Source organism: Enterobacter sp. RHBSTW-00593 (assembly GCF_013784105.1).
GTDB classification, from domain to species: domain Bacteria; phylum Pseudomonadota; class Gammaproteobacteria; order Enterobacterales; family Enterobacteriaceae; genus Enterobacter; species Enterobacter ludwigii.
The window spans coordinates 722,837-748,702 of the sequence record NZ_CP056393.1; the positions used below are offsets into that span (position 1 = coordinate 722,837).

22 protein-coding genes are annotated in these 25,866 nt (G+C 54.6%); 18 read left to right on the plus strand and 4 right to left on the minus strand.

The annotated features are described in order from the left end of the window. The 4 genes from leuC to leuL form a co-directional block, all read right to left on the minus strand. The gene (leuC, locus tag HV242_RS03475; protein WP_020882571.1) at positions 1–1,401 is read right to left on the minus strand and encodes a 3-isopropylmalate dehydratase large subunit; all 1,401 of its coding nucleotides are present in this window, start codon (positions 1,399–1,401) and stop codon (positions 1–3) included. Positions 1,402–1,403: 2 nt separating this feature from the next. Then, positions 1,404–2,495 (minus strand): 3-isopropylmalate dehydrogenase, encoded by a 1,092-nt coding sequence (gene leuB, locus HV242_RS03480; RefSeq protein WP_020882572.1) that lies wholly within the window; start codon positions 2,493–2,495, stop codon positions 1,404–1,406. Then, the gene (gene leuA, locus HV242_RS03485; RefSeq protein WP_014168617.1) at positions 2,495–4,066 is read right to left on the minus strand and encodes a 2-isopropylmalate synthase; all 1,572 of its coding nucleotides are present in this window, start codon (positions 4,064–4,066) and stop codon (positions 2,495–2,497) included. Before leuA ends, leuB begins: the two co-directional genes overlap by 1 nt. 91 nt (positions 4,067–4,157) lie before the next feature. Continuing rightward, a complete protein-coding gene (gene leuL, locus HV242_RS24445; RefSeq protein ID WP_071530973.1) occupies positions 4,158–4,244 on the minus strand; it encodes a leu operon leader peptide in 87 nt (28 codons plus the stop codon). Between the two features lie 635 nt (positions 4,245–4,879). Between leuL and leuO the strand changes: the two genes are divergently transcribed. From leuO to ftsA, 18 genes are all read left to right on the plus strand, one after another. Further along, positions 4,880–5,824: a transcriptional regulator LeuO gene (leuO, locus tag HV242_RS03495; RefSeq protein WP_032669418.1), complete on the plus strand. Its 945-nt coding sequence runs from the start codon at positions 4,880–4,882 to the stop codon at positions 5,822–5,824. 380 nt (positions 5,825–6,204) lie between these two features. Next, positions 6,205–7,929, plus strand: coding sequence for an acetolactate synthase 3 large subunit (ilvI, locus tag HV242_RS03500; RefSeq protein WP_014168620.1), 1,725 nt, complete (start codon positions 6,205–6,207; stop codon positions 7,927–7,929). Position 7,930: 1 nt separating this feature from the next. Further along, complete coding sequence (gene ilvN, locus HV242_RS03505; RefSeq protein WP_003856371.1) at positions 7,931–8,422, plus strand: acetolactate synthase small subunit; 492 nt, start codon at positions 7,931–7,933, stop codon at positions 8,420–8,422. Positions 8,423–8,601: 179 nt separating this feature from the next. Beyond that, complete coding sequence (gene cra, locus HV242_RS03510) at positions 8,602–9,609, plus strand: catabolite repressor/activator (protein WP_014168621.1); 1,008 nt, start codon at positions 8,602–8,604, stop codon at positions 9,607–9,609. Between the two features lie 598 nt (positions 9,610–10,207). Further along, positions 10,208–10,666, plus strand: a complete 459-nt coding sequence (gene mraZ / locus HV242_RS03515) for a division/cell wall cluster transcriptional repressor MraZ (RefSeq protein WP_025205427.1) — start codon at positions 10,208–10,210, stop codon at positions 10,664–10,666. Between the two features lie 2 nt (positions 10,667–10,668). Further along, the gene (gene rsmH / locus HV242_RS03520) at positions 10,669–11,610 is read left to right on the plus strand and encodes a 16S rRNA (cytosine(1402)-N(4))-methyltransferase RsmH (protein WP_014168623.1); all 942 of its coding nucleotides are present in this window, start codon (positions 10,669–10,671) and stop codon (positions 11,608–11,610) included. Beyond that, positions 11,607–11,972, plus strand: coding sequence for a cell division protein FtsL (gene ftsL / locus HV242_RS03525; RefSeq protein ID WP_008501989.1), 366 nt, complete (start codon positions 11,607–11,609; stop codon positions 11,970–11,972). The genes rsmH and ftsL overlap by 4 nt, the downstream gene beginning before the upstream one ends. 15 nt (positions 11,973–11,987) lie before the next feature. After that, positions 11,988–13,754: a peptidoglycan glycosyltransferase FtsI gene (locus HV242_RS03530; protein WP_014168624.1), complete on the plus strand. Its 1,767-nt coding sequence runs from the start codon at positions 11,988–11,990 to the stop codon at positions 13,752–13,754. Next, positions 13,741–15,228 (plus strand): UDP-N-acetylmuramoyl-L-alanyl-D-glutamate--2,6-diaminopimelate ligase, encoded by a 1,488-nt coding sequence (gene murE / locus HV242_RS03535; protein ID WP_014168625.1) that lies wholly within the window; start codon positions 13,741–13,743, stop codon positions 15,226–15,228. Before HV242_RS03530 ends, murE begins: the two co-directional genes overlap by 14 nt. Then, positions 15,225–16,583, plus strand: coding sequence for a UDP-N-acetylmuramoyl-tripeptide--D-alanyl-D-alanine ligase (murF, locus tag HV242_RS03540; protein ID WP_014168626.1), 1,359 nt, complete (start codon positions 15,225–15,227; stop codon positions 16,581–16,583). The genes murE and murF overlap by 4 nt, the downstream gene beginning before the upstream one ends. Beyond that, a complete protein-coding gene (gene mraY, locus HV242_RS03545; RefSeq protein ID WP_008501985.1) occupies positions 16,577–17,659 on the plus strand; it encodes a phospho-N-acetylmuramoyl-pentapeptide-transferase in 1,083 nt (360 codons plus the stop codon). The genes murF and mraY overlap by 7 nt, the downstream gene beginning before the upstream one ends. Positions 17,660–17,661: 2 nt before the next feature. Continuing rightward, on the plus strand, positions 17,662–18,978 hold the full coding sequence (gene murD, locus HV242_RS03550; RefSeq protein WP_025205419.1) for a UDP-N-acetylmuramoyl-L-alanine--D-glutamate ligase: 1,317 nt from the start codon (positions 17,662–17,664) through the stop codon (positions 18,976–18,978). Further along, positions 18,978–20,222: a cell division protein FtsW gene (ftsW, locus tag HV242_RS03555; protein WP_014168628.1), complete on the plus strand. Its 1,245-nt coding sequence runs from the start codon at positions 18,978–18,980 to the stop codon at positions 20,220–20,222. Before murD ends, ftsW begins: the two co-directional genes overlap by 1 nt. Next, the gene (gene murG, locus HV242_RS03560; RefSeq protein ID WP_044865842.1) at positions 20,219–21,283 is read left to right on the plus strand and encodes an undecaprenyldiphospho-muramoylpentapeptide beta-N-acetylglucosaminyltransferase; all 1,065 of its coding nucleotides are present in this window, start codon (positions 20,219–20,221) and stop codon (positions 21,281–21,283) included. Before ftsW ends, murG begins: the two co-directional genes overlap by 4 nt. 58 nt (positions 21,284–21,341) lie before the next feature. Continuing rightward, positions 21,342–22,817, plus strand: coding sequence for a UDP-N-acetylmuramate--L-alanine ligase (murC, locus tag HV242_RS03565; protein WP_014168630.1), 1,476 nt, complete (start codon positions 21,342–21,344; stop codon positions 22,815–22,817). Continuing rightward, the gene (locus HV242_RS03570) at positions 22,810–23,730 is read left to right on the plus strand and encodes a D-alanine--D-alanine ligase (protein ID WP_020882578.1); all 921 of its coding nucleotides are present in this window, start codon (positions 22,810–22,812) and stop codon (positions 23,728–23,730) included. Before murC ends, HV242_RS03570 begins: the two co-directional genes overlap by 8 nt. A 1-nt stretch (position 23,731) precedes the next feature. After that, a complete protein-coding gene (ftsQ, locus tag HV242_RS03575) occupies positions 23,732–24,574 on the plus strand; it encodes a cell division protein FtsQ (RefSeq protein WP_014168632.1) in 843 nt (280 codons plus the stop codon). Then, positions 24,571–25,827, plus strand: a complete 1,257-nt coding sequence (gene ftsA, locus HV242_RS03580; RefSeq protein WP_006173845.1) for a cell division protein FtsA — start codon at positions 24,571–24,573, stop codon at positions 25,825–25,827. Before ftsQ ends, ftsA begins: the two co-directional genes overlap by 4 nt. Positions 25,828–25,866 lie beyond the last annotated feature (39 nt).

The following is a 25,866-nucleotide window of genomic DNA, read 5'->3' on the forward strand; positions in this document are numbered from 1 at the left end:
TTATTTCAGGCTGCGAATATCGGCGAAATGACCGGTCACTGCCGCAGCGGCGGCCATTGCCGGGCTGACCAGGTGAGTACGCCCACCGCGGCCCTGACGGCCTTCAAAGTTACGGTTACTGGTGGAGGCACAACGCTCGCCAGGATTCAGGCGGTCATTGTTCATGGCCAGGCACATGGAGCAGCCAGGCAGGCGCCATTCGAAGCCCGCTTCGATAAAGATCTTATCCAGGCCTTCAGCTTCCGCCTGGGCTTTCACCGGGCCGGAACCCGGCACAACCAGCGCCTGAACGCCCGGTGCCACTTTGCGGCCTTTGGCAATCTCGGCCGCCGCGCGTAAATCTTCGATACGGGAGTTGGTGCAGGAGCCGATAAACACTTTATCAATGGTCACGTCAGTCAACGGAATGCCTGGCTTCAGACCCATATAGGCCAGCGCTTTTTCCGCACTGGCGCGCTCGACCGGATCGCTGAAAGAGGCCGGGTCAGGAATGTTATCGTTGACGGAAATCACCTGGCCCGGGTTGGTTCCCCAGGTCACCTGTGGCGCAATGTCTTCCGCCTGCAGCGTAACCACGGTATCAAACGTCGCACCATCGTCGGTTTTCAGGGTTTTCCAGTACGCAACTGCCTCAATAAAATCCTGGTCTTTCGGCGCGTGCAGACGGCCCTTCACATAGCTGAAGGTTGTTTCGTCTGGCGCAACCAGGCCCGCTTTTGCCCCCATCTCAATGGCCATGTTGCAGAGCGTCATACGGCCCTCCATGCTCAGTGCCTGGATGGCTTCACCGCAGAATTCAACCACGTGACCGGTGCCGCCTGCGCTGCCGGTTTTACCGATGATGGCCAGCACGATGTCTTTGGCGGTAATGCCCGGGGCCGCTTTGCCTTTCACTTCAATCTTCATGGTTTTGGCGCGGCCCTGTTTCAAGGTCTGCGTCGCCAGAACATGTTCAACTTCAGAGGTACCAATACCGAACGCCAGGGCCCCAAACGCGCCGTGGGTGGCCGTGTGGGAGTCACCGCAGACGATGGTCATGCCTGGTAGGGTGATGCCCTGTTCTGGCCCCATCACGTGGACGATACCCTGATACGGGTGGTTCAGATCGTAGAGCTCGACGCCAAATTCATTGCAGTTTTTGATCAGCTCCTGCATCTGGATACGCGCCATTTCACCCGACGCATTGATATCTTTGGTTTGCGTGGAGACGTTGTGATCCATTGTCGCGAAGGTTTTACCTGGCTGGCGCACCGGGCGCTTATGCGCACGCAGTCCGTCGAATGCCTGAGGGGAGGTAACCTCGTGCACCAGATGGCGATCGATATACAACAGTGGGGTTTCGTTTGGTGCCTCGTAAACTACGTGCGCATCAAACAATTTTTCATATAACGTTTTCGCCATGATTACACCCCTTCAGCGACATAGCGGGCAATAATGTCGCCCATTTCATCGGTACTGACTGCCGCCGTGCCGCGTGCTAAATCACCGGTACGGACACCTTCTTCTAACGCACGGTTAATGGCGTTTTCAATTGCGGTTGCTGCATCACCGGCATCAAGGCTGTAGCGCAACAGCAAGGCCAGGGAGAGGATCTGCGCAATCGGGTTGGCAATGTTTTTGCCGGCGATATCGGGCGCGGAGCCGCCAGCAGGTTCGTACAGGCCAAATCCCTCTTCATTGAGGCTGGCTGATGGCAACATCCCCATAGAGCCTGTGATCATTGCGCACTCGTCCGAGAGAATATCGCCGAACAGGTTGGAACACAGCAGAACGTCAAACTGCGACGGATCTTTAATCAGCTGCATGGTCGCGTTGTCGATGTACATATGGGACAGTTCGACATCCGGATACTGTTTCGCGACTTCACTGACGATTTCACGCCACAAAATAGAAGACTGCAGAACGTTCGCTTTATCGATAGACGTCACTTTATGACGACGTTTGCGCGCCGACTCAAAGGCGATATGGGCGATACGTTCAATTTCAAAACGGTGATAGACCTCAGTATCAAAGGCTTTTTCATGCTGACCGCTGCCTTCGCGCCCTTTAGGCTGCCCGAAGTAGATCCCGCCGGTCAGTTCACGCACGCACAGGATGTCAAAGCCGTTAGCCGCGATATCTGCACGCAGCGGACAGAACGTTTCCAGCCCCTGGTACAGCTTCGCCGGACGCAGGTTGCTGAACAATTTAAAATGTTTACGCAGTGGCAGCAGCGCGCCGCGCTCAGGCTGCCCGGCGGGCGGCAGGTGTTCCCATTTAGGGCCACCCACGGAGCCAAACAGCACTGCATCCGCATTTTCACACCCTTCAACGGTCGCTTTTGGCAGCGGAGTACCGTGATTATCGATGGCGATACCGCCCACATCATAGTGGCTGGTGGAGATTTTCATCGCAAAACGCGAACGAACGGCTTCCAGTACTTTCAGCGCCTGTGCCATCACTTCCGGGCCAATACCGTCACCCGGTAACACAGCAATATGGTAATTCTTCGACATTACACGGTTTCCTTGTTGTTCTCTTTATTCTGAGCTTTGCGTTGCAACTCTTTTTCAACTTCAGCGGCGCGCCAGATATTGTTCAGCACGTGGACCATCGCCTTCGCGGAGGATTCAACAATATCCGTCGCCAGGCCCACACCGTGGAAACGACGGCCATTATGGGTGACCACGATATCAACCTGACCCAGGGCATTCTCACCGTGGCCCTTGGCCGTCAGGTCATATTTCACCAGCTCTACGTCGTATTCGGTGACGCGGTTAATTGCGCGGTAAATGGCATCAACCGGGCCATTGCCGTTTGCCGCTTCGGCCTTAATGTCTTCGCCACAGGCCAGTTTGACCGAGGCAGTCGCAATGTCGCTGGAGCCTGACTGCACGCTGAAGTAATCGAGGCGGAAGTGCTCAGGCTCTTCCTGCTGTTTATTGATGAAGGCCAGCGCTTCCAGGTCATAGTCGAATACCTGACCTTTTTTATCGGCCAGCTTCAGGAAGGCGTCGTACAGCTGATCCATGTTGTAATCGCTGTCCTTATAACCCATCTCTTCCATACGGTGTTTCACCGCCGCACGACCGGAACGGGAGGTCAGGTTCAACTGAACCTGGTTCAGGCCGATGGATTCCGGGGTCATGATTTCGTAGTTTTCACGGTTTTTCAGCACGCCATCCTGATGAATACCGGAGGAGTGCGCAAAGGCGCCGGTACCCACAATCGCCTTGTTAGCCGGGATGGGCATGTTGCAGATCTGGCTGACGGTCTGGCTGGTACGCCAGATTTCGTTGTGATTGATGCGGGTATGCACATTCATGATGTCTTTGCGCACTTTGATCGCCATGATCACTTCTTCCAGTGAACAGTTACCTGCACGTTCACCGATGCCGTTCATCGCGCCTTCTACCTGACGTGCACCGGCGTGCACCGCCGCGATGGCGTTGCCAACGGCCAGCCCCAGGTCGTCGTGGGTATGTACGGAGATAATCGCTTGATCAATGTTTGGTACGCGTTCATACAGACCGGTAATGATGTTGGAGAACTCAAACGGCATGGTGTAGCCGACAGTGTCCGGGATGTTGATGGTTTTAGCGCCCGCATTGATGGCAGCTTCCACAACGCGCGCCAAATCTTCAATCGGCGTACGGCCAGCATCTTCACAGGAGAATTCAACGTCATCCGTGTAGTTACGGGCACGTTTGACCATGTAGACCGCGCGCTCAATGACCTCATCCAGCGTGCTGCGCAGCTTGGTGGCAATGTGCATAGGAGAGGTAGCAATAAAGGTATGAATACGGAATGCTTCGGCAACCTTCAACGACTCGGCTGCAACATCGATATCTTTTTCCACACAGCGTGCCAGGCCACAGACGCGGCTGTTCTTAATGGTACGCGCTATGGTCTGCACGGATTCGAAGTCACCCGGAGAAGAGACAGGGAAACCGACCTCCATCACGTCGACACCCATACGTTCGAGAGCCAGCGCGATCTGCAGTTTCTCTTTCACACTCAGGCTTGCCTGTAATGCCTGTTCACCGTCACGTAAAGTTGTATCGAAAATAATGACTTGCTGGCTCATGGGTTAGGTCCTTGTCAGTCTTAGGGCGCCTTGCTACGAGCATAAAAAAACCCGCGCAGTGGCGCGGGTTTTTAGTCTTACTGGTGACGATTCAACGCTGAATTTCGCCCGCCAGTCTACCGCGCACAGTGGATGCGTTTAGTAGTAGTAGACCGGTGAAACGAATGGTGCGAATCATGAATCGTGCTCCGTTAAATTCAATATGCTTTTAGTGGTACTGGATACGACTGTGCATGTCAACCCCTGCAGGCAAAAACGCACCCGGCTGGCCTGGTTGATGGGATATGTGCTTTAGCTAATTGTGCTGGGTTTTGCTTTTCCGACCCTACAAATTGTCTAATTTTGGACTGAGAAAAAGGTTGCAGAAATAATTGAATATAATTGTGATGAATAAATTAAAAGTTCGCTACCCAATTGTGTGGGACGCAAATGGGTTTGATATCATTAAGTTATAAATGCGGTGAATGTTTTTTATCACTTCGGATGTCTTAGGGTTATTACAGATTGTTAACTTATTTAATCGGGGTTGCAATAACAGTTTAATAATACTTAAGACATCATTAACCCGCTGACGATTGTATATTGGTCTAGTTTATGGTTTCATTCAAATCCTAAAGTGAATCATATCATTTGCAGTGGTGTTTATTTTATCGTTTGTCAGCGGCGAAAAGTCATTTTCGCTAAACTGTTCTTTATATTTTCCGAATTTAAAATAATTCTCTTTCGCTGATCGTATATGCATGGTAAATCATATTCTTCGGAATTATTACAGTACGTTGGCAAAGGGAGTGTAGCGTGACAGTGGAGTCAGAAGTGCCAGAAATTAATATTAAACAACCTCAAACTACTGATGGGATTAAACCGCAGTTACGTACGGTGGACCTTAATCTGCTCACGGTATTTGATGCTGTCATGCAGGAGCAGAATATCACCCGGGCGGCCCATACGTTGGGGATGTCTCAGCCCGCGGTCAGTAATGCTGTCGCCAGACTTAAGGTTATGTTTAACGACGAGTTATTCGTTCGTTACGGGAGGGGAATACAGCCTACCGCACGGGCATTCCAGTTATTCGGCTCTATCCGTCAGGCGTTGCAGCTGGTTCAGAACGAGCTGCCAGGGTCAGGCTTTGAACCTTTAAGCAGTGAGCGTGTATTCAATCTTTGTGTTTGCAGTCCGTTAGATAATTATTTGACGTCGATTATTTATAATAAAGTTGAAGAGATCGCTCCCAATATCCATCTGGTTTTTAAATCATCCTTAAATCAAAACACAGAGCATCAGTTACGCTACCAGGAGACCGAGTTCGTTCTGGGATATGAAGAATTTCGACGTCCTGAATTTTCTTGCGTTCCGCTGTTTAAAGATGAAATGGTGTTGGTCGCCAGTAAAAAACACCCCCGACTCAATTCTCCGCTTCGGGAAAGTGACGTTTATAGCGAGCAGCATGCTGTTGTTGCGCTCGACAGATATGCTTCCTTTAGCCTGCCGTGGTATGACACGGCGGATAAACAGGCAAGCGTTGCTTATCAGGGAATGGCAATGGTCAGCGTATTGAACGTGGTCTCGCAGACACATCTGGTGGCTATTGCACCACGCTGGCTGGCTGAGGAGTTTTCCGGTCAACTACAACTGCAAATGTTGCCGTTGCCGCTCAAGCTGAATAGCCGTACCTGCTATCTCTCCTGGCATGAAGCCGCCGGTCGGGATAAAGGGCACCAGTGGATGGAAGAGTTGCTGATCAGTATTTGCCGTCGATAAGCGCATCAGGATAAATTGCATCTTCGCGTGTGATTTATCCTGGTTTTTTCTCTGTTATTGTTATTTTATTCTATTGTGAATTTTTTCTTACTGCTCTCTGGCTCGCAAAAATAGATGATTTCCTGAATCGACGCGCTTTTCAGCGATGATTAATCATCTCATCCTCTAATACCAGATGAATTGACCATATCCTTCCTTAATACCTGTTTTTTCTGCTTTGCGAACCGTTTAGCTCACCCGGTCTGCTAATTGCCTGCCTCATAACGAGCGGTTAAGGTAACGATCACTCTGCAAAATATAAGATTGGTTTAACCCAGTCGTAAGACGGTGCGGAAATGAATTCTGCAGCTCGTCTATAACAAAATGCCTGGAGGCAAAGCATGGAGATGTTGTCTGGCGCGGAAATGGTCGTCCGATCGTTAATCGATCAGGGCGTGAAGCAAGTGTTCGGTTATCCCGGAGGCGCAGTCCTGGATATTTATGATGCGCTTCATACGGTAGGCGGCATTGACCATGTTTTAGTACGCCACGAGCAGGCGGCGGTGCATATGGCTGACGGGCTGGCCCGCGCGACAGGTGAAGTAGGCGTGGTATTAGTGACGTCCGGTCCCGGCGCGACAAACGCCATCACCGGCATTGCCACGGCGTATATGGACTCTATCCCGCTGGTTATTCTTTCCGGCCAGGTGGCGACGTCACTGATCGGCTACGACGCGTTCCAGGAGTGCGACATGGTGGGAATTTCGCGTCCCGTTGTGAAGCACAGCTTCCTGGTTAAGCAAACTGAAGACATCCCGGGGATATTGAAAAAAGCCTTCTGGCTGGCAGCAAGCGGGCGTCCCGGCCCGGTGGTGGTCGATCTGCCGAAAGATATCTTGAACCCGGCGAACAAGCTTCCTTATGTCTGGCCGGAGTCGGTGAGCATGCGCTCATACAACCCAACGACGCAGGGCCACAAGGGGCAGATCAAACGTGCCTTGCAAACGCTGCTGGCCGCCAAAAAACCGGTAGTCTATGTCGGTGGTGGGGCAATTAATTCTGCCTGTGAAGGGCAGCTTCGGGAGCTTATCGAGAAACTCAATCTTCCCGTTGCGTCGTCGCTGATGGGGCTGGGCGCTTTCCCGGCAACTCACCGTCAGGCTCTGGGGATGCTGGGTATGCACGGTACCTATGAAGCCAACATGACGATGCACCATTCCGATGTGATCTTTGCCGTCGGCGTGCGCTTTGACGATCGCACCACCAACAATCTGGCGAAATACTGCCCGAACGCCACCGTGCTTCATATTGATATCGATCCCACTTCTATTTCGAAAACGGTGTCTGCGGATGTGCCGATCGTCGGTGATGCCCGCCAGGTGCTGGAGCAAATGCTGGATCTGCTGGCACAGGAGCCGCCTTCCCAGCCGCTGGATGAGATCCGTGACTGGTGGCAGCAGATCGAACAATGGCGTGCGCGTCAGTGCCTGAAGTATGACACGCAAAGCGACAGCATTAAGCCGCAGGCGGTGATCGAAACTATCTGGCGGCTGACGAAAGGCGAGGCATACGTGACGTCTGACGTGGGTCAGCATCAGATGTTTGCCGCCCTTTATTATCCGTTTGATAAACCGCGCCACTGGATTAACTCCGGAGGGTTAGGAACGATGGGCTTTGGCTTGCCTGCCGCACTGGGCGTCAAGCTGGCTCTGCCTGACGAAACCGTCGTCTGCGTGACGGGAGACGGCAGTATTCAGATGAACATCCAGGAGCTGTCGACGGCCCTTCAGTATGAGCTGCCGGTACTGGTGCTGAACCTGAATAACGGTTATCTCGGGATGGTGAAGCAGTGGCAGGACATGATCTACTCTGGTCGTCACTCTCAGTCCTACATGACGTCACTGCCGGACTTTGTTCGTCTGGCTGAAGCCTACGGCCATATTGGGATGCGAGTGACCGATCCGGCAGAGCTCGAAACGAAGCTCGGTGAAGCGCTTGAGCACGTTAAAAATAACCGCCTCGTTTTTATGGATGTCATTGTTGATGGCACCGAGCACGTATACCCGATGCATATTCGTGGTGGTGGTATGGATGAAATGTGGTTAAGCAAAACGGAGAGAACCTGATATGCGCCGGATATTATCTGTTTTACTGGAAAACGAGTCTGGCGCACTGTCGCGCGTCATTGGCCTTTTTGCACAGCGCGGCTATAACATTGAAAGCCTGACCGTTGCGCCGACTGACGATCCGACGCTGTCGCGCATGACCATCCAGACCGTCGGCGATGCCAAAGTGCTTGAGCAGATCGAGAAACAGCTGCATAAGCTGGTCGATGTTCTGCGCGTCAGCGAGCTGGGGCAGGGTGCCTACGTTGAGCGAGAGGTCATGCTGGTGAAAATCCAGGCCAGCGGTTACGGGCGCGAGGAAGTGAAACGTAACACGGATATCTTCCGTGGGCAGATTATAGACGTCACGCCTTCTATATATACGGTTCAGCTGGCCGGAACGAGTGACAAGCTGGATGCCTTCCTGGCATCTGTGCGGGATGTGGCAAAAATTGTTGAGGTTGCGAGATCGGGCGTTGTTGGCCTGTCACGCGGCGATAAGATCATGCGTTAGTTGTCTAAAAGGTTCGCCTCTTTCTGCCCGGTCACCAAAGCCGGGCTTTTTTTTGTGTAATCAGCCGACAACAGAGATAAAAGCGGTTGCCGCGAAGGCTATTCTGCGTTTAGATGTTAAAAGATTTAACCATAACCTTGCCAAGGCCATGGACTCTTTTCATTTTTTAAGGGGCAATTGTGAAACTGGATGAAATCGCCCGGCTAGCCGGCGTGTCACGAACAACGGCCAGCTATGTGATTAACGGTAAAGCAAAGCAGTACCGTGTCAGCGATAAGACCGTTGAAAAAGTTATGGCGGTGGTTCGTGAACATAACTACCATCCGAATGCTGTCGCAGCTGGCCTGCGTGCCGGACGCACCCGCTCTATTGGCCTGGTGATCCCGGATCTGGAAAACACCAGCTATACCCGTATCGCCAACTATCTTGAACGTCAGGCGCGCCAGCGTGGCTATCAGTTGCTGATTGCCTGCTCGGAAGACCAGCCCGACAACGAGATGCGCTGTATTGAGCATCTGCTCCAGCGTCAGGTCGATGCCATCATCGTCTCCACCTCTTTACCGCCTGAACACCCATTCTATCAACGCTGGGCGAACGACCCATTCCCGATTGTGGCGCTGGATCGTGCGCTCGACAGGGAGCATTTCACGAGCGTCGTCGGTGCCGATCAGGATGATGCCGAGATGCTGGCGGCAGAGCTGAGAACCTTCCCGGCTGAAACGGTGCTGTATCTGGGGGCGCTGCCTGAACTGTCAGTCAGCTTCCTGCGTGAACAGGGGTTCAGAACCGCCTGGAAAGACGATCCCCGTGAGGTGCACTACCTCTATGCCAACAGCTATGAACGTGAAGCGGCCGCACAGCTTTTCGAGAAATGGCTGGAAACGCACCCGATGCCGCAGGCGCTATTCACCACCTCATTTGCTCTGCTGCAGGGGGTGATGGATGTGACCTTACGCCGTGAGGGTAAACTGCCTTCCGACCTGGCCATCGCGACCTTCGGTGATAACGAGCTGCTCGACTTCCTCCAGTGCCCGGTTCTGGCGGTGGCTCAACGCCATCGTGATGTGGCTGAACGCGTGCTGGAAATTGTGCTGGCAAGTCTGGACGAGCCGCGTAAACCGAAGCCGGGTCTGACGCGTATTAAACGTAATCTTTACCATCGCGGAATTTTGAGCCGCCATAAATGAAATGACGGGGCGGAGAAATCTGCCCCCTTTTGACGAAATAATTCGCCGGGATAATTCCCGTAGAGAAATTAGGATAATTCTTGCGAATTTACCTTCTGCTATTTTTCTTAATTCATTTTGGCGTTTAAGGGTTCCTTTAAAGGACGTTTAAACGATTTTAAATGCCTGTCTTTGTATTATTTTGTTACAAACCCTCTTCCGGCGATGAATATTCAGACGTTTTTCCTTCTCCTGTGCCAGCTTGCACGGCAACCGCCGCGTTTCGCGAGCCCTGGGGTGAATCTGGCGCTGTTATCCCCTGAGAATCTGTCATAAAATGCTGCCCGCGTCGCAAACTGACACTTTATATTTATCTGCGATGATATTGAGTGAGCCTTAACGCTAGTGTGCATATTCGGTTTTTTTCTTACAAATATTCATAACGTTAATTTTGCCTCGCCAGTTGTGCAGTTATTAACCAGGACTGTTTATCTCTGTAAATAGAGGCCTTTCGGGCCTGTATAGGGAGAGTCCTGGCTTGACAAGCTTTTCCCTCGCTCCGTAAACTCCTTTAGGTGGGAATTTGTGGGTTAAAGTGGTGAGGAGGGGTGAGACTGGCATGTTCCGTGGAGCTACGTTAGTCAATCTCGACAGCAAAGGGCGTTTATCGGTACCAACCCGATACCGCGACCAGCTGATTGAGAACGCTACGGGTCAAATGGTTTGCACCATTGACATCAACTCCCCCTGCCTGCTGCTTTACCCCTTACCTGAATGGGAAATTATTGAGCAAAAGCTGTCGCGACTGTCGAGCATGAACCCGCAGGAACGCCGCGTGCAGCGGTTGTTATTGGGACATGCCAGTGAATGTCAGATGGATAGCGCAGGCCGGTTACTGATTGCCCCTGTGTTACGGCAACATGCCGGTCTGACCAAAGAAGTGATGCTGGTCGGGCAGTTCAACAAGTTTGAACTGTGGGATGAAACGACCTGGTATCAACAGGTCAAGGAAGATATCGACGCTGAGCAGTCTGATTCCGCGACATTATCGGAACGGCTGCAGGACTTGTCTCTATAAATATGATGGAAAATTACAAACATAAAACGGTGCTGCTGGATGAGGCCGTTAACGGCCTGAATATTCGTCCGGACGGCATCTACATTGATGGCACTTTTGGTCGCGGTGGCCACTCGCGCTTAATCCTCTCCCAGCTTGGAGCGGAAGGGCGTCTGCTGGCAATCGATCGCGATCCGCAGGCGATTGCCGTTGCGCAAACCATCGATGACCCACGCTTTTCCATCGTGCATGGACCTTTCTCTGCGCTCGCTGATTATGTTGCCGAGCGCGGCCTGACGGGCAAGATCGACGGAATCCTTCTCGATCTTGGCGTCTCTTCACCCCAGCTTGATGATGCTGAACGCGGCTTCTCCTTTATGCGCGATGGTCCACTGGACATGCGCATGGATCCTACTCGCGGTCAGTCTGCCGCCGAGTGGTTACAGACCGCGGACGAAGCGGATATTGCCTGGGTGATCAAAACCTTCGGCGAAGAGCGTTTTGGCAAGCGTATCGCGCGCGCCATCGTTGAGCGTAATCGTATTGAGCCGATGACCCGCACGAAAGAGCTTGCCGAGGTGATCGCGGCGGCGACGCCGGTGAAGGATAAGCACAAACATCCCGCGACCCGTACCTTCCAGGCGGTTCGCATCTGGGTAAACAGTGAACTGGAGGAAATAGAGCTGGCGCTAAAAAGCTCGCTCGACGTGCTGGCCCCGGGTGGGCGGTTATCCATCATCAGCTTCCATTCGCTGGAAGACCGCATTGTGAAGCGCTTTATGCGTGAACAAAGCCGCGGTCCACAGGTTCCAGCGGGGCTGCCGATGACGGAAGAACAACTCAGGAAGCTGGGTGGCCGTCAGTTGCGAGCATTAGGCAAGTTGATGCCGGGCGAAGAAGAAGTGGCACAGAATCCACGCGCCCGTAGTTCAGTGCTGCGTGTTGCAGAGAGGACGAACGCATGATCGGCAGAGTGACAGAGACCCTAAGCAAAGTTAAGGATTCGTTAGGAAGCAACGAGCGCCATGCCTTGCCTGGCGTGATCGGCGACGATCTTTTGCGGTTTGGGAAACTGCCACTCTGTCTGTTCATTTGCATCATTGTCACGGCCGTCACGGTGGTCACGACTGCCCACCACACACGCTTATTAACTGCGCAACGCGAGCAGATGGTACTGGAACGCGATGCGCTGGATATTGAATGGCGAAACCTGATCCTTGAAGAAAATGCGCTCGGCGATCACAGCCGGGTTGAACGGATCGCAACGGAAAAGCTGCAATTGCAGCATGTTGATCCTTCTCAGGAAAATATTGTAGTACAAAAATAAGGGAAAACGCGACGCATGAGAGCAGCGGCAAAAACGCTTAAACCAAAACGTCAGGAAGAACAGGCCAACTTTATCAGTTGGCGTTTTGCGTTGCTTTGCGGCTGCATTTTACTGGCGCTGGGTTTCCTGCTGGGACGCGTGGCATGGTTGCAAATCATCGCCCCTGACATGCTGGTTCGACAGGGCGACATGCGTTCCCTTCGCGTTCAGGAAGTGTCGACGTCCCGCGGGATGATCACCGACCGCTCAGGCCGTCCACTGGCCGTGAGCGTACCGGTTAAAGCCATCTGGGCCGATCCGAAAGAGCTGCACGATGCGGGTGGCATTACGCTTGATAACCGCTGGAAGGCGCTCTCGGATGCCCTGAAAATGCCGCTGGATCAGCTCGCTTCCCGCGTCAACGCCAATCCAAAAGGGCGTTTTATCTATCTGGCGCGTCAGGTCAACCCTGACATGGCGGACTACATTCGTAAGCTGAAGCTGCCGGGTATTCACCTTCGTGAAGAATCCCGCCGCTACTATCCTTCCGGCGAAGTAACCGCTCACCTCATTGGCTTTACCAACGTTGATAGCCAGGGGATTGAGGGCGTTGAAAAAAGCTTCGATAAATGGCTCACCGGCCAGCCTGGCGAGCGAATTGTTCGTAAAGACCGCTACGGCCGCGTTATCGAAGATATCTCTTCCACGGACAGTCAGGCGGCACACAACCTGGCGCTGAGTATTGATGAGCGTCTGCAGGCATTGGTCTACCGCGAGCTGAACAACGCCGTCGCCTTCAACAAGGCGGAATCCGGCAGCGCTGTGCTGGTGGACGTCAGTACGGGCGAAGTGCTGGCGATGGCCAACAGCCCGTCCTATAACCCGAACAACTTTACCGGCACCGCAAAAGATGCGATGCGTAACCGGGCGATTACCGACGTGTTCGAACCGGGCTCCACGGTGAAACCGATGGTGGTCATGACGGCGCTCCAGCGTGGCATCGTCAATGAAAACACGGTTCTGAACACGATCCCTTACCGTATTAACGGCCACGAGATTAAAGACGTGGCGCGCTACAGCGAATTGACCCTGACCGGGGTTTTACAGAAGTCGAGTAACGTTGGCGTTTCAAAGCTGGCGTTAGCGATGCCGTCCTCAGCGTTAGTAGAGACTTACTCACGTTTTGGGCTTGGAAAGGCGACCAATTTGGGGTTGGTCGGAGAACGCAGTGGCTTATATCCTCAAAAACAACGGTGGTCTGACATAGAGAGGGCCACCTTCTCTTTCGGCTACGGGCTAATGGTAACGCCGTTACAGTTAGCGCGAGTCTACGCAACGATTGGCAGCTATGGCGTCTATCGTCCGCTGTCCATTACCAAAGTTGATCCACCGGTTCCAGGTGAGCGTATCTTCCCGGAATCCATCGTTCGTACCGTCGTTCATATGATGGAAAGCGTGGCGCTGCCTGGCGGCGGCGGCGTGAAGGCAGCGATTAAAGGCTATCGCATCGCCATCAAAACCGGTACCGCGAAAAAAGTGGGGCCAGACGGCCGTTACATCAACAAATACATTGCCTATACCGCAGGCGTTGCGCCTGCCAGTAATCCGCGTTTTGCGCTGGTGGTCGTCATTAACGATCCACAGGCGGGTAAATACTACGGCGGCGCCGTTTCCGCGCCTGTGTTCGGGGCCATCATGGGCGGCGTGTTGCGCACCATGAACATCGAACCGGATGCGCTGGCAACGGGCGAGAAAAGTGAATTTGTAATTAATCAAGGCGAGGGTACAGGTGGCAGATCGTAATTTGCGCGACCTTCTCGCTCCGTGGGTGCCTAATGCACCGGAGCGAGCACTGCGAGAGATGGTACTGGACAGCCGTGCGGCTGCTTCTGGCGATCTTTTTGTGGCGGTGGTCGGTCATCAGGCGGACGGGCGTCGTTATATCCCGCAGGCGATTGCGCAAGGTGTTGCTGCCATTATTGCTGAGGCTAAAGATGAGGCAACTGACGGTGAAATCCGTGAAATGCACGGGGTGCCGGTCATCTATCTCAGTCAGTTAAACGAGCGTCTCTCTGCGCTGGCCGGACGTTTCTATCACGAACCGTCCGATCGGCTGCGTCTGGTGGGCGTGACAGGTACAAACGGCAAAACCACAACCACGCAGCTCATGGCGCAGTGGGCGCAGCTGCTGGGTGAAACCGGTGCGGTCATGGGAACTGTCGGTAACGGTCTGTTGGGCAAAGTGAGCCCGACCGAAAACACCACCGGCTCCGCGGTCGACGTACAGCACGTGCTGGCCGGCCTGGCAGGGCAGGGGGCAACCTTTGCCGCCATGGAAGTCTCTTCCCACGGTCTGGTGCAGCACCGCGTGGCGGCGCTGAAGTTTGCCGCCTCAGTATTCACTAACCTGAGCCGCGATCACCTTGATTATCATGGTGATATGGAGCATTACGAAGCGGCGAAATGGCTGCTCTACTCCACCCACCATAGCGGACAGGCCATCATCAACGCTGACGACGAAGTCGGTCGCCGCTGGCTGGCGAAGCTGCCGGATGCGGTTGCGGTGTCGATGGAAGACCATATCAACCCGAACTGCCACGGCCGCTGGCTGAAGGCGGTTGCGGTGGATTATCACGACAGTGGCGCCACCATTCGTTTTAGCTCCTCATGGGGTGACGGTGAAATTGAAAGCCGACTGATGGGCGCGTTTAACGTCAGCAACCTGCTGCTGGCGCTGGCGACGCTGCTGGCGCTGGGTTATCCGATGAACGCGCTGCTGGAAACGGCTGAGCGTCTGCAGCCGGTATGCGGCCGTATGGAAGTGTTCAGCGCGCCGGGCAAACCGACCGTGGTGGTCGATTATGCCCACACGCCGGACGCACTAGAAAAAGCACTGGAAGCGGCGCGTCTGCACTGCACCGGTAAGCTCTGGTGTGTGTTTGGCTGCGGTGGCGACCGTGATAAGGGCAAACGTCCACTGATGGGTGCCATTGCTGAACAGTTCGCGGATATTCCGGTTGTGACCGATGACAACCCGCGTACTGAAGAGCCGCGCGCCATTATTAACGACATTCTGTCGGGCATGCTGGATGCAGGCCGCGCCCGCGTGGTGGAAGGCCGTGCGGAAGCCGTGACCAACGCCATCATGCAGGCTCAGGAAAACGACGTTGTGCTGCTGGCCGGGAAAGGCCATGAGGATTATCAGATTGTTGGCAACCGTCGTCTCGATTATTCGGACCGCGTCACGGCCGCGCGTCTGCTGGGAGTCGTGGCATGATTAGCATCACCTTAAGTCAGGCCGCTGCGGTACTGCAGGGCGAGCTGCTGGGTCACGATCTGACCATCGAGGCCGTGACGACCGATACCCGCAAAGTGACCCCGGGTTGTCTGTTTGTGGCGCTGAAGGGCGAACGTTTTGACGCGCATGATTTTGCACAACAGGCCAGGGAGAATGGTGCAGGGGCGCTGCTGGTCAGCCGTAAACTCGCTGTCGATCTGCCGCAGATCGTGGTGAAAGATACCCGTCTGGCATTCGGCGAGCTGGCGGCCTGGGTTCGTCAGCAGGTGCCGACGCGCGTCGTCGCGCTGACCGGTTCATCAGGCAAAACCTCTGTGAAAGAGATGACTGCGGCCATCCTGAGCCAGTGCGGAAATACGCTTTATACAGCAGGCAACCTTAACAATGATATCGGCGTGCCGATGACATTACTTCGCCTGACCAAAGAGCATGAATTTGCCGTGATCGAGTTAGGGGCAAACCACCAGGGCGAAATCGCCTGGACCGTGAGACTGACGCGCCCGGAAGCAGCGCTGGTGAATAACCTGGCCGCTGCACATCTGGAAGGTTTTGGTTCGCTGGAAGGCGTGGCGAAAGCTAAAGGCGAGATCTATACCGGCCTGCCGGAAGACGGTATCGCCATTATGAATGCCGACAACAATGACTGGCTGAACTGGCAACAGATCATTGGTTCCCGCAAGACCTGGCGCTTCTCGCCGAACGCGGCCAACAGTGATTTTACCGCGACCAATATTCATGTGACTTCGCATGGCACGGAATTCACCCTTAATACCCCAACCGGTGGCATTGAGGTGCTTCTGCCATTGCCGGGTCGTCATAATATCGCCAATGCGCTCGCGGCAGCGGCGCTGTCGATGGCGGTTGGTGCGTCGCATCAGGCGATTAAAACCGGTCTGGCAAATTTAAAAGCCGTGCCGGGGCGTCTGTTCCCGATCCAGCTTGCGGAAAACAAACTGCTTCTGGATGACTCCTATAACGCGAACGTCGGCTCAATGACCGCGGCGGTGCAGGTGTTGTCTGAGATGCCAGGTTATCGCGTGCTGGTGGTGGGCGATATGGCTGAGCTGGGTGATGAAAGCGAAGCCTGTCATGTCCAGGTGGGGGACGCGGCGAAAGCGGCAGGTATTGATTGCGTGCTGAGCGCTGGAAAACTGAGCCAGGCGATTAGCCATGCCAGCGGTGTTGGCGAGCACTTTGCCGATAAAGCCGCGCTGATTGAACGCCTTAAGGCATTGATGACAGAAAAACAAATTGTGACTGTGTTAGTGAAAGGTTCACGTAGTGCCGCCATGGAAGAGGTTGTGCACGCATTACAGGAGAACGGGACATGTTAGTTTGGCTGGCCGAACATTTGGTCAAATATTATTCAGGCTTTAACGTCTTTTCCTATCTGACGTTTCGCGCCATTGTCAGCCTGCTGACTGCGCTGTTCATCTCTTTGTGGATGGGCCCGCGCATGATTGCCCGTCTGCAAAAACTCTCCTTCGGTCAGGTTGTGCGTAACGACGGTCCGGAGTCGCACTTCAGCAAGCGAGGTACGCCGACCATGGGCGGGATCATGATCCTGACCGCGATCGTTGTTTCCGTACTGCTGTGGGCTTATCCCTCTAACCCGTACGTCTGGTGCGTACTTACCGTGCTGGTGGGCTACGGCATCATTGGGTTTGTTGATGATTACCGCAAGGTCGTGCGTAAAGACACCAAGGGCCTGATCGCCCGCTGGAAATACTTCTGGATGTCGGTGATTGCGCTGGGCGTGGCCTTCGCGCTGTATCTGGCAGGAAAAGACACCCCCGCCACCGAGCTGGTGGTGCCGTTCTTTAAAGATGTGATGCCGCAACTGGGGCTGTTCTACATTCTGCTGGCCTACTTCGTCATCGTGGGCACCGGTAACGCCGTAAACCTGACCGACGGTCTGGATGGCCTGGCGATTATGCCAACCGTCTTCGTCGCCGCCGGTTTTGCGCTGGTGGCGTGGGCCACCGGTAATATGAACTTTGCTAACTATCTGCACATTCCATACCTGCGACACGCAGGCGAACTGGTTATCGTCTGTACTGCGATTGTCGGGGCGGGACTGGGCTTCCTGTGGTTCAACACCTACCCGGCGCAGGTCTTTATGGGTGACGTCGGTTCACTGGCTCTGGGCGGCGCGCTGGGCATTATTGCCGTACTGCTGCGCCAGGAGTTCCTGCTGGTGATTATGGGTGGGGTATTTGTGGTTGAAACCCTTTCAGTGATTTTGCAGGTCGGGTCCTTCAAGCTGCGCGGTCAGCGCATCTTCCGTATGGCACCGATTCACCATCACTATGAACTGAAAGGCTGGCCGGAACCGCGCGTGATTGTGCGCTTCTGGATTATTTCGCTGATGCTGGTGCTGATTGGCCTGGCAACGCTGAAGGTACGTTAATCATGGCAGATTACCAGGGCAAAAAAGTCGTTATCATCGGGTTGGGGCTGACAGGCCTCTCCTGCGTGGACTTTTTCCTCGCGCGCGGCGTGACGCCGCGCGTAATGGATACGCGTGTTTCTCCGCCGGGTCTGGATAAACTGCCGGAACAGGTTGAACGCCACCTTGGTGGTCTGAATGATGACTGGCTGCTGGCAGCCGATCTGATTGTCGCCAGCCCCGGTATGGCGCTGGCGCATCCTTCACTCAGCGCCGCGGCCGATGCGGGCGTTGAGATTGTCGGTGATATTGAGTTGTTCTGCCGTGAAGCGCAGGCACCCGTTATCGCGATTACCGGCTCTAACGGTAAAAGCACCGTCACCACCCTTGTGGGTGAGATGGCGAAAGCGGCGGGCATGAACGTGGGCGTGGGAGGCAATATTGGCCTGCCAGCGCTAATGCTGCTGGATAAGGGCTGTGAATTGTACGTCCTCGAGCTTTCCAGCTTCCAGCTGGAAACGACCTCCAGCCTTCGTGCGGCCGCGGCGACGATCCTTAACGTTACTGAAGATCATATGGATCGCTATCCGTTTGGTCTGCAGCAGTACCGCGCCGCCAAACTGCGCATTTATGAAAATGCGAAGGTTTGCGTCGTCAACGCGGATGACGCCCTGACCATGCCGGTGCGCGGGGCGGACGATCGCTGCATTAGCTTTGGCATCACCATGGGTGACTATCATCTTAACCGTCAACTGGGCGAAACCTGGCTGCGCGTGAAGGGTGAGAAAGTGCTGAACGTGAAAGAGATGAAGCTTACCGGCCAGCATAACTACACCAATGCTCTGGCGGCGCTGGCGCTGGCGGATGCCGTAGGGCTGCCGCGTTCGTCCAGCCTGCAAGCATTGACCACCTTTACCGGCCTGGCGCACCGTTTCCAGCTGGCGCTGGAGCACAACGGTGTGCGCTGGATTAATGACTCAAAAGCCACCAACGTCGGCAGTACCGAGGCCGCCCTGAACGGCCTGCACGTTGAAGGGACCCTGCATTTACTGCTGGGCGGCGACGGTAAATCGGCGGATTTCTCCACGCTGAAACCGTATCTCGCCGGGAATAATATCCGCTTGTACTGCTTTGGTCGCGACGGCAGTGAGCTGGCTGAGCTGCGTCCTGACATTGCCGAGCAAACCGAGACCATGGAGCAGGCGATGCGGCTGATTGCCCCTCGCGTGAAGCCGGGTGATATGGTGCTGCTCTCTCCGGCCTGCGCCAGCCTCGATCAATTCAAGAATTTCGAACAGCGTGGCGATCTCTTTACCCGTCTGGCGAAGGAGTTAGGCTGATGCGTTTATCTCTCCCTCGCCTGAAAATGCCGCGCCTGCCAGGATTTGGCGTTCTGGCGTGGGTGTTTGCGGCACTCAAAGGCTGGGTGATGGGCTCTCGTCAAAAAGATAACGACAGCCTGGTCATGTACGACCGTACGCTCTTCTGGCTCACGCTGGGACTGGCGGCGGTTGGTTTTATCATGGTGACCTCAGCGTCAATGCCTGTCGGGCAGCGACTGGCGAACGATCCGTTCCTGTTTGCGAAACGTGATGGCCTGTACATCATCCTGGCGTTCTGTCTGGCGCTGGTGACATTACGTCTGCCGATGGAGTTCTGGCAGCGGCACAGTACCGCGATGCTGATCGCCTCCATCATTATGCTGCTGATCGTACTGGTGGTGGGGAGCTCCGTAAACGGGGCATCGCGCTGGATTGCCTTTGGCCCACTGCGTATTCAGCCCGCGGAATTTACCAAGCTCTCCCTGTTCTGCTACCTGGCTAACTACCTGGTACGTAAAGTGGATGAAGTGCGTAATAACCTGCGCGGCTTCTTAAAACCCATGGGCGTTATTCTGGTGCTGGCGGTCTTACTGCTGGCGCAGCCTGACCTTGGTACCGTGGTAGTGCTGTTTGTCACCACGCTGGCAATGCTGTTCCTGGCCGGGGCGAAGCTGTGGCAGTTCATCGCCATCATCGGAATGGGTATCTCAGCGGTTGTGCTGCTGATCCTCGCCGAGCCTTACCGTATCCGCCGTGTGACCTCATTCTGGAACCCGTGGGAAGACCCGTTTGGCAGCGGTTATCAGCTGACGCAGTCGCTGATGGCTTTTGGTCGCGGTGAAGTCTGGGGTCAGGGCCTGGGCAACTCGGTACAGAAACTGGAGTATTTACCCGAAGCGCACACTGACTTCATCTTCTCCATTATTGGGGAAGAACTGGGTTATATCGGTGTGGTATTAGCGCTATTAATGGTATTCTTCGTCGCTTTCCGCGCCATGTCGATTGGGCGGAAAGCGCTGGAGATCGATCACCGCTTTTCAGGTTTCTTAGCCTGCTCAATAGGTATCTGGTTTAGTTTCCAGGCATTGGTTAACGTCGGGGCCGCAGCGGGTATGCTGCCGACCAAAGGCCTGACGTTGCCGTTGATCAGTTATGGTGGTTCCAGTCTGCTGATTATGTCGACGGCCATCATGATGTTGTTACGCATAGATTATGAAACGCGTCTGGAAAAAGCCCAGGCGTTTACACGAGGTTCACGATGAATCAACCGAAGCGGTTAATGGTGATGGCAGGCGGTACCGGTGGACATGTGTTCCCGGGGCTCGCAGTTGCGCACCATTTAATGGATCAGGGCTGGCAGGTACGCTGGCTGGGAACCGCGGACCGCATGGAAGCCGACCTGGTACCGAAGCACGGTATCGAGATCGACTTTATTCGCATTTCCGGCTTACGCGGAAAAGGCATTACGGCCCAGCTTCTGGCACCGGTGCGTATTTTCAACGCCTGGCGTCAGGCGCGCGCCATCATGAAGAGTTTTAAGCCTGATGTGGTGCTGGGGATGGGCGGCTATGTTTCTGGCCCGGGTGGGCTGGCGGCCTGGTCGTTGGGCATCCCCGTGGTGTTGCATGAGCAGAACGGCATTGCCGGTCTGACCAATAAATGGCTGGCGAAAATTGCCACCAAAGTGATGCAGGCTTTCCCGGGAGCCTTCCCGAAGGCGGACGTGGTGGGTAACCCGGTGCGCGTAGACGTGCTGGCGCTGCCATTGCCGGATGCTCGCCTGGCGGGTCGTGAAGGGCCGGTCCGTGTGCTGGTCGTTGGCGGTTCTCAGGGCGCACGCATTTTAAACCAGACGATGCCGCAGGTTGCAGCAAAGCTGGGTGATGCGGTGACAATCTGGCACCAAAGCGGAAAAGGTGCTCAGCAGATGGTTGAGCAGGCTTACGCCGATGAAGGCCAGCCGCAGCATAAAGTGACGGAATTTATCGACGACATGGCCGCAGCGTATGCCTGGGCCGATGTCGTGGTCTGCCGCTCTGGCGCATTGACGGTGAGCGAAATTGCCGCCGCCGGGTTGCCGGCTCTGTTTGTGCCGTTCCAGCACAAAGACAGACAGCAGTACTGGAATGCGCTGCCGCTTGAGAAAGCCGGCGCCGCGAAAATATTTGAACAGCCACAATTTACCGCCGATGCGGTCGCCACCACCCTGGCGGGCTGGAACAGAGAGGCATTACTGGAGATGGCGCAACGCGCACGCGCGACCGCTATTCCTGATGCAACGGAACGGGTGGCAAAAGAAGTGAGCCTGGCAGCCCAGGCTTAACCCTCGCAGCGCGTGTTGCGCTGCACGAATTTTTTAAGTAGTCGATGGCGTTTAGAGAATGAATACACAACAACTGGCAAAACTGCGTTCTATCGTGCCCGAGATGCGTCGCGTCCGGCACATTCACTTTGTTGGCATCGGTGGTGCTGGCATGGGCGGTATTGCCGAAGTGTTAGCTAACGAAGGCTATCAGATCAGCGGGTCTGACCTGGCGCCAAACCCTGTTACGCAGCAGCTGGCGTCGCTTGGGGCGACTATCTATTTCAATCATCGCCCGGAAAACGTGCGCGATGCGAGCGTGGTGGTCGTGTCGAGCGCCATCTCCTCTGATAACCCGGAAATCGTGGCCGCGCACGAAGCGCGTATCCCAGTGATCCGCCGTGCGGAAATGCTGGCGGAGTTGATGCGTTTTCGACATGGCATTGCGATTGCCGGAACCCACGGCAAAACCACCACCACGGCGATGGTCTCCAGCATTTATGCAGAAGCGGGCCTCGACCCGACGTTCGTCAATGGTGGTCTGGTAAAAGCGGCAGGCGTACATGCGCGTCTCGGACACAGCCGTTATTTAATTGCCGAAGCGGATGAGAGCGATGCGTCGTTCCTGCATCTGCAGCCGATGGTCGCCATCGTCACCAATATCGAAGCCGACCATATGGATACTTACCAGGGCGACTTCGAGAACTTAAAGCAGACCTTTATTAATTTCCTGCACAACCTGCCGTTCTATGGACGCGCGGTAATGTGTGTAGACGATCCGGTGATTCGCGAGCTGTTGCCGCGCGTCGGACGTCAAATCACGACTTACGGCTTCAGCGAAGACGCTGATGTCCGCGTGGAAGATTACAAACAGCTGGGTGCGCAGGGGCATTTCACCCTGGCGCGTCAGGACAAAGAACTGCTGCATGTCACCCTGAATGCACCAGGGCGTCACAACGCCCTGAATGCCGCAGCGGCAGTGGCCGTGGCGACAGAAGAAGGCATTGATGACGAAGCCATTCTTCGTGCACTGGAAAGCTTCCAGGGAACCGGGCGTCGCTTCGACTTCCTCGGTGAATACCCGCTGGAGGCGGTAAATGGTAAACCCGGCACTGCCATGCTGGTTGATGACTACGGTCACCACCCGACGGAAGTGGACGCGACGATCAAAGCCGCGCGTGCAGGCTGGCCGGAAAAAAATCTGGTCATGATCTTCCAGCCGCACCGTTTCACGCGTACCCGTGACCTGTATGACGATTTCGCCAGCGTCCTGTCACAGGTGGATACGCTCCTGATGCTGGATGTTTATGCAGCGGGCGAAACTCCTATTCCTGGTGCAGACAGCCGTTCTTTATGTCGTACCATCCGCGGACGCGGTAAAGTAGACCCTATTTTGGTTTCCGATCCTGCCCAGGTGGCTGAAATTCTGGCCCCGGTGCTGACCGGCAACGATCTAATTCTGATTCAGGGCGCGGGAAATATCGGCAAAATCGCCCGTACCTTAGCTGAAATCAAACTGAAGCCGCAAACTCAGGAGGATGAGCATCATGGCTGATAAGATTGCTGTCCTGTCTGGCGGCACATCCGCCGAGCGCGAGGTTTCCCTGAATTCAGGTGCCGCTGTACTGGCGGGCCTGCGTGAAGGGGGGGTGGATGCGCACCTAGTCGATCCGAAAGAGACTGACGTAACCCAGTTAAAGGCGATGGGCTTCGATAAAGTCTTTATCGCGTTACATGGCCGTGGTGGCGAAGACGGCACCCTTCAGGGGCTGCTGGAACTCACCGGCATGCCGTACACCGGCAGCGGTGTGATGGCCTCCGCCATTTCTATGGATAAACTGCGCAGCAAACTGCTGTGGCAGGGCGCGGGTTTACCCGTTGCCCCCTGGGTTGCCCTGACGCGTCGCGAATTTGAAATGGGCCTCTCCGATAGCGTTAATGCACGCATTGCTGAGCTGGGCTTACCGGTTATTGTAAAGCCCAGCCGCGAAGGGTCGAGCGTTGGCATGTCCAAAGTTGAGAAAGCTGAGGATTTATCTTCCGCTTTAGCCCTGGCATTTCAACATGATGAAGAAGTTCTGATTGAAAAATGGCTCAGCGGGCCGGAATTTACCGTCGCGATGCTTGGCGAAGAAATTTTACCGTCAATTCGTATCCAACCGGCCGGAACCTTCTATGATTATGAGGCGAAGTATCTCTCTGATGAGACGCAATATTTCTGCCCAAGTGGTCTTGAAGCTGAGCGTGAAACCGATTTACAGTCCCTGGTGGTTAAAGCCTGGCATGTTCTGGGTTGCCGTGGATGGGGCCGCATCGACGTGATGCTCGACAGTGATGGACAATTTTATCTGCTGGAAGCAAATACTTCTCCGGGAATGACCAGCCACAGCCTTGTGCCGATGGCAGCGCGTCAGGCGGGGATGAGCTTCTCGCAATTAGTCGTACGTATTCTGGACCAGGCGGGCTGATATGTCTCAGGCTGCATTGAACACGCGCAACCGCGATGACGAAGAAGAATACTCTTCTTCACGCCGGAGTAATGGAACGCGTCTTGCAGGTATTATTTTCCTGCTCGGGGTGCTGTGCACCGTGTTTATCAGCGGCTGGATGGTTCTGGGCTGGATGGAAGATGCGCAACGGTTGCCGCTTTCGAAGCTGGTGGTCACCGGTGAGCGTCATTACACCCGTAACGATGACATTCGCCAGACAATTCTGGCGCTGGGATCGCCTGGCACCTTTATGACGCAGGACGTCAATATTATCCAGAGTCAGATTGAACGTCTGCCATGGATAAAACAGGCGAGTGTCAGAAAGCAATGGCCTGATGAATTGAAGATTCATCTGGTTGAATATGTGCCCATTGCACGTTGGAATGATCAGCACATGGTTGACGTAGACGGAAATTCCTTCAGCGTCCCGGCCGATCGTGTCAACAAGCAAAATTTACCGATGTTGTATGGCCCGGAAGGTAGCGAAAACGAAGTGTTACAAGGTTTTCGTGAAATGGGGCAGGTGCTGGCGAAGGACAGGTTTACGCTAAAAGATGCTGCAATGACGGCGCGCCGCTCCTGGCAATTGACGTTAACGAATGGCATTAAGCTCAACCTGGGTCGCGGGGACACAATGAAACGTCTGGCGCGATTTGTAGAACTTTACCCGGTTTTACAGCAGCAGGCACAGACTGACGGCAAACGGATAAGCTACGTTGATTTGCGCTATGACTCAGGCGCAGCAGTCGGTTGGGAACCGGCTCCGGTCGAGGAACCTAATCAGCAACAGAATCAGGCACAGGTACAGGCAGAACAACAATGATCAAGGCGACGGACAGAAAACTGGTAGTTGGACTGGAGATTGGCACCGCGAAGGTTGCCGCTTTAGTAGGGGAAGTTCTGCCCGACGGTATGGTCAATATCATTGGCGTGGGCAGTTGCCCGTCCCGTGGTATGGATAAAGGTGGGGTTAACGATCTTGAGTCGGTGGTGAAGTGCGTACAGCGCGCCATCGATCAGGCTGAATTGATGGCAGATTGCCAGATTTCCTCTGTTTATCTGGCGCTTTCGGGTAAGCACATTAGCTGCCAGAACGAAATCGGCATGGTGCCGATTTCCGAAGAAGAAGTGACGCAGGAAGACGTTGAAAACGTTGTGCATACGGCGAAATCCGTGCGCGTTCGCGATGAGCATCGCGTGCTGCACGTGATCCCGCAGGAGTATGCGATTGACTACCAGGAAGGGATCAAAAACCCGGTCGGTCTCTCCGGCGTACGTATGCAGGCAAAAGTGCACTTGATCACATGTCACAACGATATGGCGAAGAACATTGTAAAAGCCGTTGAACGTTGTGGCCTGAAAGTTGACCAACTCATTTTCGCCGGTCTTGCAGCGAGCTATTCCGTGCTGACCGAAGATGAACGTGAACTGGGTGTCTGTGTGGTCGATATTGGTGGTGGTACAATGGACATGGCCGTGTATACCGGCGGTGCGCTGCGCCACACCAAAGTGATCCCGTATGCCGGGAACGTTGTGACCAGCGATATTGCTTACGCTTTTGGTACGCCCCCGAGTGATGCAGAAGCGATTAAAGTACGCCACGGCTGTGCGCTGGGGTCTATCGTTGGCAAAGATGAGAGCGTTGAAGTGCCGAGCGTGGGCGGACGTCCACCGCGCAGCCTGCAGCGCCAGACGTTGGCAGAGGTCATTGAGCCGCGTTATACCGAGCTGCTTAACCTGGTCAACGAAGAGATTTTGCAGTTACAGGAACAGCTTCGCCAGCAGGGCGTGAAACATCATCTTGCAGCGGGGATTGTATTAACCGGCGGGGCAGCGCAAATTGAAGGTCTTGCGGCCTGCGCTCAGCGCGTGTTCCATACGCAAGTGCGTATCGGTGCTCCGCTGAATATCACCGGTTTAACGGATTATGCTCAGGAGCCGTACTATTCAACGGCCGTGGGCCTGCTCCACTACGGGAAAGAATCTCATCTCAGTGGTGAAGCAGAAGTGGAAAAACGCGTCTCAGTTGGGTCGTGGGTCAAACGACTGAACAACTGGTTGCGAAAAGAGTTTTAATTTTTTTAAGAGACCGGAGAGAATTAGCGGTCTCGGGCG

What these genes read in the sequence shown, in the direction of transcription:
- leuC (WP_020882571.1), bottom strand. Translation starts at nt 1,401, where the DNA reads ATGGCGAAAACGTTATATGAAAAATTGTTTGATGCGCACGTAGTTTAC.
- leuB (WP_020882572.1), bottom strand. Translation starts at nt 2,495, where the DNA reads ATGTCGAAGAATTACCATATTGCTGTGTTACCGGGTGACGGTATTGGC.
- leuA (WP_014168617.1), bottom strand. Translation starts at nt 4,066, where the DNA reads ATGAGCCAGCAAGTCATTATTTTCGATACAACTTTACGTGACGGTGAA.
- leuL (WP_071530973.1), bottom strand. Translation starts at nt 4,244, where the DNA reads ATGATTCGCACCATTCGTTTCACCGGTCTACTACTACTAAACGCATCC.
- ilvI (WP_014168620.1), top strand. Translation starts at nt 6,205, where the DNA reads ATGGAGATGTTGTCTGGCGCGGAAATGGTCGTCCGATCGTTAATCGAT.
- ilvN (WP_003856371.1), top strand. Translation starts at nt 7,931, where the DNA reads ATGCGCCGGATATTATCTGTTTTACTGGAAAACGAGTCTGGCGCACTG.
- mraZ (WP_025205427.1), top strand. Translation starts at nt 10,208, where the DNA reads ATGTTCCGTGGAGCTACGTTAGTCAATCTCGACAGCAAAGGGCGTTTA.
- rsmH (WP_014168623.1), top strand. Translation starts at nt 10,669, where the DNA reads ATGATGGAAAATTACAAACATAAAACGGTGCTGCTGGATGAGGCCGTT.
- ftsL (WP_008501989.1), top strand. Translation starts at nt 11,607, where the DNA reads ATGATCGGCAGAGTGACAGAGACCCTAAGCAAAGTTAAGGATTCGTTA.
- HV242_RS03530 (WP_014168624.1), top strand. Translation starts at nt 11,988, where the DNA reads ATGAGAGCAGCGGCAAAAACGCTTAAACCAAAACGTCAGGAAGAACAG.
- murF (WP_014168626.1), top strand. Translation starts at nt 15,225, where the DNA reads ATGATTAGCATCACCTTAAGTCAGGCCGCTGCGGTACTGCAGGGCGAG.
- mraY (WP_008501985.1), top strand. Translation starts at nt 16,577, where the DNA reads ATGTTAGTTTGGCTGGCCGAACATTTGGTCAAATATTATTCAGGCTTT.
- murD (WP_025205419.1), top strand. Translation starts at nt 17,662, where the DNA reads ATGGCAGATTACCAGGGCAAAAAAGTCGTTATCATCGGGTTGGGGCTG.
- ftsW (WP_014168628.1), top strand. Translation starts at nt 18,978, where the DNA reads ATGCGTTTATCTCTCCCTCGCCTGAAAATGCCGCGCCTGCCAGGATTT.
- murG (WP_044865842.1), top strand. Translation starts at nt 20,219, where the DNA reads ATGAATCAACCGAAGCGGTTAATGGTGATGGCAGGCGGTACCGGTGGA.
- murC (WP_014168630.1), top strand. Translation starts at nt 21,342, where the DNA reads ATGAATACACAACAACTGGCAAAACTGCGTTCTATCGTGCCCGAGATG.
- HV242_RS03570 (WP_020882578.1), top strand. Translation starts at nt 22,810, where the DNA reads ATGGCTGATAAGATTGCTGTCCTGTCTGGCGGCACATCCGCCGAGCGC.
- ftsQ (WP_014168632.1), top strand. Translation starts at nt 23,732, where the DNA reads ATGTCTCAGGCTGCATTGAACACGCGCAACCGCGATGACGAAGAAGAA.
- ftsA (WP_006173845.1), top strand. Translation starts at nt 24,571, where the DNA reads ATGATCAAGGCGACGGACAGAAAACTGGTAGTTGGACTGGAGATTGGC.